The organism is Actinocrinis puniceicyclus, from assembly GCF_018283645.1.
Taxonomy (GTDB): Bacteria; Actinomycetota; Actinomycetes; order Streptomycetales; family Catenulisporaceae; genus Actinocrinis; species Actinocrinis puniceicyclus.
The window spans coordinates 25,539-31,538 of record NZ_JAGSXH010000069.1; the positions used below are offsets into that span (position 1 = coordinate 25,539).

At 72.2% G+C, this 6,000-nt stretch carries 4 protein-coding genes; all 4 read left to right on the top strand.

Annotated elements, in window-relative coordinates; all coding sequences use genetic code 11:
• The first annotated feature begins 7 nt into the window (after positions 1-7).
• Positions 8-859 (top strand): MIP/aquaporin family protein, encoded by an 852-nt coding sequence (locus KGA66_RS18660; RefSeq protein WP_211469442.1) that lies wholly within the window; start codon positions 8-10, stop codon positions 857-859.
• A 105-nt stretch (positions 860-964) separates the two neighbouring features.
• Entirely contained in the window at positions 965-2,485 is a 1,521-nt protein-coding gene (glpK, locus tag KGA66_RS18665) for a glycerol kinase GlpK (RefSeq protein WP_211469443.1), read from the top strand.
• 97 nt (positions 2,486-2,582) lie between these two features.
• Positions 2,583-4,325 (top strand): glycerol-3-phosphate dehydrogenase/oxidase, encoded by a 1,743-nt coding sequence (locus KGA66_RS18670; RefSeq protein WP_211469444.1) that lies wholly within the window; start codon positions 2,583-2,585, stop codon positions 4,323-4,325.
• 185 nt (positions 4,326-4,510) lie between these two features.
• On the top strand, positions 4,511-6,000 hold a 1,490-nt coding region (locus tag KGA66_RS18675; RefSeq protein ID WP_211469445.1), incomplete at its 3' end, for a serine/threonine-protein kinase.

Consider the following 6,000-nt stretch of genomic DNA (forward strand, 5'->3'; position numbering starts at 1 on the left):
ACCTCGAATGCGCTTCCCAAGGAGGAGACAGGTGCGAAGAGAGCGGGCCGAGCGGCTCATGGGCGAACTGGCCGCCGAGTTCGCCGGCACGCTGATCCTCATGGTCATCGGCCTCGGCGTCGTCGCGCAGGTCGTCGCCGGCGGGATCGGCGGCCACGACAGCATCGCCTGGACCTGGGGCCTGGCCGTCACCCTGGGCGTGTACGTCGCCGGGCGCATCAGCGGCGCCCACCTGAACCCCTCGGTCACCCTCGCCCTGGCCGCCTTCGGCGACTTCCCCTGGCGCAAGGTGCTGCCCTACTCGCTCGCCCAGACGCTCGGCGCGTTCGCCGCGGCGCTGCTGGTGCGCTGGAACTACACCGAGGTTCTCTCCAGATTCGACCCGGGCCACACGATCAAGAGCCAGGGGGTGTTCTCCACGCTGCCGGGCAACGGCTCGCTGCCCGTGCACCTGTGGGGCGGCTTCCGCGACCAGGTGATCGGCACCGCGATCCTGCTGTTCCTGGTGCTCGCGGTGACCGACCTGCGCAACATCTCCCCGGCGGCGAACGTCGCGCCGGTCGTGATCGGCCTGATCGTGGTCGCCATCGGCATGGCCTGGGGCACGGACGCCGGCTACGCGATCAACCCCGCCCGCGACCTCGGCCCGCGGCTGGCCTCGTTCCTCACCGGTTACCGCACCGCCTTCCGGGACCAGTACGGCGAACTGTATTTCTGGGTGCCAATCGTCGCCCCGCCGATCGGCGGCCTGATCGGCGCCTGGCTCTACAAGGTCCTCATCGGGCGCTATCTGCCCGGCCCGACCGAGCCGGACGCCGTCATCGAGCAGGACCCCCTCCCGGAGCGCGAGAAGGTCTGAGGCAGAAGGTCCCGGCGCGCGAAGCCCATGAGGGCGCCCGGTGGTGGAAGCCACCAGGTCGCGGCAACGCAACGAAGCGTGAGAACGATGAGAGAGGCGGCACCCATGGCTGACTACGTCGGCGCGGTGGACCAGGGCACGACGAGCACCCGCTTCATGGTCTTCGACCACGGCGGCAACGAGATCGCCCGGCATCAGCTCGAGCACTCCCAGATCCTGCCGCAGGCCGGCTGGGTCGAGCACAACCCCACCGAGATCTGGGAGCGCACCCGCGCGGTCATCGAGACCACGATGAACACCGCGCGCCTCTCCAGCGGCGACCTGGCCGCGCTCGGCATCACCAACCAGCGCGAGACCGCGGTGGTGTGGAACCGGCGCACCGGCCGGCCGTACCACAACGCGATCGTCTGGCAGGACACCCGCACCGACCGGATCGCGGCGGCCCTGGACAAGGACGAACGCGGCCGGATCATCCGGCGCAAGGCGGGCCTGCCCCCGGCCACCTACTTCTCCGCCGGCAAGATCCAGTGGCTGCTGGAGAACGTCGACGGGCTGCGCGCGGCGGCCGAGTCCGGCGAGGCGGTGTTCGGCAACACCGACACCTGGCTGCTGTGGAACCTGACCGGCGGCGTCGACGGCGGCGTGCACGTGACCGACGTGACCAACGCCAGCCGCACGATGCTGATGAACCTCGAGACCCTCGACTGGGACGAGGAACTGCTCAGCTTCTTCGGCGTCCCGCGCGCGATGCTGCCGCGGATCCGGCCCTCGTCCGACCCGGCCGGCTACGGGGTCACCCGCGCGCAGGGCCCGCTGGGCGGCGAGGTGCCGCTGACCGGCGCCCTGGGCGACCAGCAGGCCGCGACCGTCGGCCAGGTCTGCTTCACCCCCGGATCGGCCAAGAACACCTACGGCACCGGCAACTTCCTGCTGCTGAACACCGGCACCGAGCCGGTGCGCTCGAACCACGGACTGCTGACCACGGTGGCGTACCAGTTCGGCGCGGAGAAGCCGGTGTACGCCCTCGAAGGATCGATCGCGGTGACCGGCTCGGCCGTGCAGTGGCTGCGCGACCAGCTCGGCATCATCTCCGGGGCGGCCCAGAGCGAGGCGCTGGCGCGGCAGGTCGAGGACAACGGCGGGGTGTACTTCGTGCCGGCCTTCTCAGGGCTCTTCGCCCCGTACTGGCGGTCGGACGCGCGCGGCGCCATCGTCGGCCTCTCCCGGTACAACACCAACGCGCACCTGGCGCGGGCGACTCTGGAGTCGATCTGCTATCAGACCCGCGACGTGGTCGAGGCGATGGAGCAGGACTCCGGGGTGCGCCTGGACGTGCTGCGCGTGGACGGCGGGGTCACCGCGAACGAACTGGCCATGCAGATCCAGGCGGACGTGCTCGGCGTGCCGGTGTCCAAGCCGGTGGTGGCCGAGACCACCGCGCTGGGCGCCGCCTACGCGGCGGGCCTGGCGGTCGGGTTCTGGAAGAACACCGACGAGCTGGTCAGCAACTGGAACGAGGACAGGCGCTGGACGCCGCGCTGGAGCGACGAGCAACGCGCCAAGGGATACCGCAACTGGAAGAAGGCCGTGCAGCGCACCCTCGACTGGATCGAGTTCGAGGACTGACGGACCAGGACGCGGCCGGCCGCGCCGTCGCGTGCGGCGGCGGCGTTTCCCGCGGTGCGGCCGCAAACCGAGAAGTCGACGAAGCGAAAGGACCACGGTGCAATCCACTCCGCTGGGCGCGCAGTACCGGCTGACCGCCCTGCAACAACTGGCCGAGGAAGAGTTCGACGTCCTGGTGGTCGGCGGCGGCATCGTCGGCGCCGGAGCCGCGCTGGACGCGATCTCCCGCGGGCTGTCCGTGGCCCTGGTCGAGGCCCGCGACTGGGCCGCGGGCACCTCCAGCCGCTCCAGCAAGCTGATTCACGGCGGGCTGCGCTACCTGGAGCAGCGGGACTTCGCACTGGTGCGCGAGGCGCTGAAGGAACGCAGCATCCTGCTGGACTGGATCGCCCCGCACCTCGTGCGCCCGGTGCCCTTCCTGCTGCCGCTGCGGCACCGCGTGTGGGAGCGCGCTTATATCGGTGCCGGCGTGCTGCTCTACGACACCATGGGGTCGGCCGGCGGCACGCGCGCGCTGCCGCGGCACCGTCACCTGACCAAGAGCGCCGCGCTGCGCCAGGCGCCGGGCCTGCGCAGCGAAGCCTTCGTCGGCGCGATCCAGTACTACGACGCCCAGGTGGACGACGCCCGGTACGTCATGATGCTGGCACGCACTGCCGCGCAGTACGGCGCGACGGTCGCGACCCGCACCCGGGTGACCGGTTTCGCCCGGCAGGCCGGGCGGGTCACCGGCGCGCTGGTGCGCGACCTGGAGAGCGGCCGCGAGTACACCGTGCGCGCGAAACGGGTCATCAGCGCGGCCGGGGTCTGGACCGACGACGTGCACGAACTCGCGAACGCCCGCGGGAACGTGCGGGTGCGCGCGGCCAAGGGCGTGCACCTGGTGGTGCCGCGCGACCGGATAAATCTGCACACCGGCCTGATCGCGCGCACCGAGAAGAGCGTGCTGTTCGTCATACCCTGGGGCAGGCACTGGCTGATCGGCACCACCGACACCGACTGGCACCTGGATCGCGACCATCCGGCGGCCACCAAAGCAGATATCGACTATTTGCTCGAACACGTCAACGCCGTCCTGTCCGACCCGATCTCCCGTGACGATATCGAGGGCGTATACGCGGGTCTGCGGCCTCTGCTTTCCGCGGGAGAGGGCCGGGAAACCTCACAGCTCTCCCGCGAGCACGTGGTCGATTCGCCGGTGCCCGGCCTGGTGATAGTCACCGGCGGCAAGTTCACCACGTACCGGGTGATGGCCAAGGACGCCGTGGACGCCGCGGTCGCCGACTTCGCGCAGCCGGTGCCCGATTCCGCGAGCGACAGGGTGCAGATCCTCGGCGCGGACGGCTTCGCGGTGCTCTGGAACGAGAGGCGGCGCATCGCCCAGCGCTGCGGGCTGCACCCCTCCCGGGTCGAGCACCTGCTGCACCGGTACGGCTCCTGCGTCGACGAACTGCTCGAACTGATCGCCGCGGATCCGAGCCTGCGCGCGCCGATCGCGGGCGCGCCGGACTACCTGCGCGTAGAGGCCGTATATGCGGCCTCGCATGAGGGCGCGCTGCACCTGGACGACGTGCTCGCCCGCCGCACTCGCATCAGCATCGAGGCCCGGGACCGGGGCGCGGCGGCGGCGCCCGATGTGGCCGCGCTGATCGCGCCGATCCTCGGCTGGGACGCGCGGACCGAGCGCGCCGAGGTCGAAGGCTACCTCGCCCGGATGCGCGCCGAACGCGACCGGCAGGAGCGCCCTGACGACGCGGCGGGCGCCGAAATCGTCCGCGGGGCGCCGGATCCGGGGCAGGCGGATTCCCGCAGCCTGCCTGATGCGCCGGTTTCCGGGTGATTCGGCGGCGACTTTTGTGAGAACTTGGCTACACCTCTTCCCGAGCACGGCTCACGTTTCCATAGAATGCACGAATTCACCGCTGCGGCGCTGAGACGGCCGGCTTTCCCGAAGGCCCGGTTCCGGCGCGGTGGATGGGTCGTGCCACGGCGCAGTCGTGGCGGTGTTCCGGGTGGGAGCGGCGCGTGTCGGAGTCGGATGCACAATGGCGGTTCCTCGCCGAGCGATATGAATTGCTGGGCCGGCTCGGCGCCGGCGGCGTGGGCGGGGTCTGGTTGGTGCGCGACCGGGAGGGTGGCGCCGAGTACGCCATCAAGATCCTCGATCCGGAGCTGACGGCGGACCCGGACACCCGCGAGATGCTGCGGGCGCTGTCGCAGACCGTGCGCGCGCTCGGCCATCCGAACATCGTCGCGGTGGACGACCTGGTCACGCACGAGGGCCGGGTGGCGCTGGTGATGCGGCCGGTTCCCGGTGAGGATCTGCGGGTGCTGCTCGGGCGGGTGGGTGCGCTGCCGCCGGGCCACGCCGCGCTGTTCGTCGCGCAACTGTGTGACGCGCTGGCCGCCGCGCACGCCGCCGAGGTGGCGCACGGCGGGGTGAAACCCGCGAACGTGTTGCTCGAACCGCTGAAGGACGAGCAGGGCTCGGTGCTGGTGGGCCTGACCGACTTCGGTGTGGCGCGGCTGGCGGCGGGCGCCGGGGTCACCCCGCTGGAGGACGAGATCGGCCGGCCGTTCTACGCGGCGATGCCGATCGAGTACCAGGCCCCTGAGATCGGGGTCGGCTGCGTCAGCAGCCCGGCGGCGGACGTGTATGCGGTCGGGGTGCTGCTGTACGAGGCGCTGACCGGGCGCCCGCCGTTCACCGGCGGCCCGCAGGAGGTGCGCGAGGGCCACGCGGTCGTGCCGCCGCCGCGGATACCCGGGCTGCCCGATCCGTTGTGGCTGCTGATCGCCGCGTGTCTGGACAAGCATCCGCAGTACCGGCCCAGCGCGCTGGACCTGTCCCGTCTGTTGCGCGAGATCGCGCCCGCGGTCGAGGCCACCCCGCAGTGGGCCGTGCGGGACGCGGCGGCGTCCGTGCCCGCGCCGGCCGCCGGATCGACGGCCGGTTCGGCGGCGACGATGGACGCCGCGACCACCGGGGAACTCGTGTTGGCCGCCCTCGCGCCGAGCACGAGGCTCGTGGTGATGGACGGCGCGGGCGGTGCGGGTTCGGGCGGTGCGGGTTCGGTTGGTGCGGGCTTGGTTGTTGCGGGCAGCGGCGAGGCGGCGCGACCGCGCGCGCTGAGCGCTCCGCGACGCACGGAACTGGTCGCGGTGGTCGCCGTCATCGCCCTCGCCTTCGCGGCGACGTGGCTGTTCTCCTCGGTCGGGTCCGCTCCGCCGGCCCGGGCCGGCCTGGTGGCCGCGCCCTCGGCGCAGCCTTCGGGTGCCGACTCGGCGCTCGCGGGCGGCGGCGCTTTCGGCACCGCCTTGCCCTCGGGTTCGGCCTCTGCGACGGCCGGCGCGTCCGCCTCGGCGAGTGCTTCCGCCACTGCCACGGCGTCCGGCCCGGCTTCCGCGTCCGCCTCCCCGTCGCGCCCGGCCGCCTCCGCCTCCTCCGGGCCCTCGCCGAGCCCGTCACCGAGCGCGCCGCAGTCCCCGAGCCCATCGTCGGCTCCGGGCGGCGG

Coding starts and splice junctions, on each gene's coding strand:
- KGA66_RS18660 (WP_211469442.1), top strand. CDS start 8: ATGCGCTTCCCAAGGAGGAGACAGGTGCGAAGAGAGCGGGCCGAGCGG.
- glpK (WP_211469443.1), top strand. CDS start 965: ATGGCTGACTACGTCGGCGCGGTGGACCAGGGCACGACGAGCACCCGC.